The sequence below is a fragment of the Streptomyces sp. NPDC006314 genome (assembly GCF_040613075.1).
Taxonomy (GTDB): domain Bacteria; phylum Actinomycetota; class Actinomycetes; order Streptomycetales; family Streptomycetaceae; genus Streptomyces.
Genome location: NZ_JBEXRL010000064.1, coordinates 1 through 2,581 on the forward strand (window position 1 = coordinate 1; position 2,581 = coordinate 2,581).

At 70.5% G+C, this 2,581-nt stretch carries 2 protein-coding genes; both read left to right on the forward strand.

Annotated elements, in window-relative coordinates; translation table 11 throughout:
* Positions 1-965: beta-ketoacyl reductase (locus tag ABZ079_RS36745; protein WP_356943785.1), on the forward strand; the 965-nt coding region annotated here is incomplete at its 5' end.
* Between the two features lie 52 nt (positions 966-1,017).
* A partial coding sequence (locus tag ABZ079_RS36750) for a beta-ketoacyl synthase N-terminal-like domain-containing protein (protein ID WP_356943786.1) occupies positions 1,018-2,581 on the forward strand: 1,564 nt, incomplete at its 3' end.

The window sequence follows — 2,581 nt, forward strand, 5'->3', positions numbered from 1 at the left end:
ACCTCGACGCCTTCGTCCTGTTCTCGTCGCTGGCGGGGACCGTGGGTGGTGCCGGTCAGGCCAACTATGCGGCGGCCAACGCGTTCCTGGACGGGTTGGCGGAGGTTCGCCGGGCGCGGGGACTGGCGGCGACATCGGTGGCGTGGGGCCGCTGGGCCGGTGAGGGCCTGGCCGTGGGCGAGGCCCGGGAGACGTGGGCACGCCGTGGCGGCGTGGCGCCGATGGAACCCGGCGACGCCCTGAAGGCACTGGAGACGGTGCTGGGCCGGGACGAGGCATGCGTGGCCGTCGCCGATGTGGACTGGACCCAGTTCACACCGTCTTTCACCACCGTGCGCCACTCGTCGCTGATCGCGGAGATCCCGGAGGCTCGTCGCCTGCTCGAAGCCGCCGGCGGGGCCGCGCCCGACGGCTCCGGGCGCGCGGCGGACTCGGCCGCGGCACTACGCGAGCGGGTGGCCGGGCTCTCGCCGGTCGAACGGGCCCAGGCGCTGCTGGAACTCGTACGTACCCAGGTGGCCAGGGTGCTGGCGTACTCCGGCCCGGAGGCCGTGTCCGCCGACCGGGCGTTCAAGGACCTGGGCTTCGATTCGCTCACCGCGGTCGAACTCCGCAACAGACTGAAGGCCGCCACCGGCCTGACGCTGCCGGCGACGCTCGTGTTCGACCATCCGACGCCCACCGCCCTGGCCGAGTACCTGCGCTCCCTGTTCTTCCCGGACGGGGACGAGGACGAGGAGACCCGGACGGAGGACGAAAGGCTCCGCAGGGCCCTCGCCTCCATTCCGCCGGCACGCATCAGGGACGCGGGGCTCGTGGACATGCTGCTGCGGCTCGCGGACGTCGAGGACACCCCCGCGTTCCCCGGGGACGAAGACGAAGACGAGCTGGTCGACGAGGACTCGATCGACTCCATGGACGCCGAGAGTCTGCTCCGCATCGCATTCGAAGGCAGTGATTCCTGATCGTTCGAATCCGCCGAGCCTCTCTGAATTCTTCGAACGTGTGGAGTTAGCAATGAGCAGTACCTCTCCTGAGAAGATCCTCGACGCCCTGCGCACCTCTCTGAAGGAGACCGAACGCCTCCGCAAGGAGAACCGCCGGATGGCGGCCGCATCCCGGGAGCCGATCGCCATCGTCGGCATGGGCTGCCGCTTTCCGGGCGCGGTCGCATCACCCGAGGATTTGTGGTCTCTGCTCGCCGCGGGAACCGACGCGGTCTCCGCCTTCCCCACCGACCGGGGCTGGGCCGAGGACCTGTACGACCCCGACCACACGCGGAACGGCCGCAGTTACGTGCGTGAGGGCGCTTTCCTCGACGGCGTCACCGAGTTCGACGCGGGTTTCTTCGGGATCTCCCCGCGTGAGGCGCTGGCGATGGACCCGCAGCACCGGCTGCTGCTGGAGACGACTTGGGAGACCCTCGAACAGGCGGGCATCGACCCGTTGTCGCTGAAAGGCAGTCGTACCGGAGTCTTCGCCGGCACCAACGGCAACGACTACGGCGCTCTCCTGCGGCAGCCGCCCGAGGCTCTCGAGGGCTACCTGGGCATGGGCAAGTCCGGCGCCGTGCTCTCGGGCCGGGTGTCGTACTTCCTCGGTCTGGAGGGCCCGGCGGTCACGGTCGACACGGCCTGCTCGTCCTCCCTGGTGACCCTGCACCTGGCGGTCCAGGCACTCCGCAACGACGAGTGCTCCCTCGCCCTCGCCGGCGGTGTGAGCGTCATGACCACGCCCGGCGCGTTCGTGGAGTTCAGCCGTCAGGGCGCGCTGTCCCCCGACGGCCGCTGCAAGGCGTTCTCCGACTCCGCGGACGGTACTGCGTGGGGCGAGGGTGTCGGCATGCTGCTACTGGAGCGGCTGTCGGACGCCCGGCGCAACGGCCACAAGGTTCTGGCGGTGGTGCGTGGTTCGGCCGTCAACCAGGACGGCGCCAGCAACGGTCTCACCGCCCCCAACGGACCCTCCCAGCAGCGCGTCATCCGCGCCGCCCTCGCCAGTGCGCGCGTCTCCGCGGCGGACGTCGACGTCGTGGAGACCCACGGCACGGGCACGAAGCTCGGCGACCCGATCGAGGCTCAGGCCCTGCTCGCCACGTATGGCCAGGGGCGGCCTGCCGACCGCCCGCTGTGGATCGGCTCCCTGAAGTCCAACATCGGCCACACGGCCGCCGCCGCCGGTGTCGCCGGTGTCATCAAGATGGTTCTCGCCATGCGGAACGAGCTTCTGCCGCGCACCCTGCACGTCACCGCGCCGACGCGTGAGGTGGAGTGGTCGGCGGGTGCGGTGGAGTTGCTGACCGAGGCGCGGGAGTGGCCGCGGCCGGGTGATCGTCCGCGTCGGGCGGGTGTGTCGTCGTTCGGTGTGAGTGGTACGAACGCGCACGTCATTCTGGAGGAGGCTCCGGAGCCGGTGCAGCCTTCGGATGCCCCGGATGCCTCTGTTGCGTTGTCTGTGGTGCCGTGGGTGGTGTCCGGGCGGGGTGCGGATGCTTTGCGGGCTCAGGCGGGTGCGTTGGTGTCCCGGGTCGGTGCGGGTGGGGGTCTTTCCGGTCTTTCCGCGGCGAGTGTGGGTTGGTCGC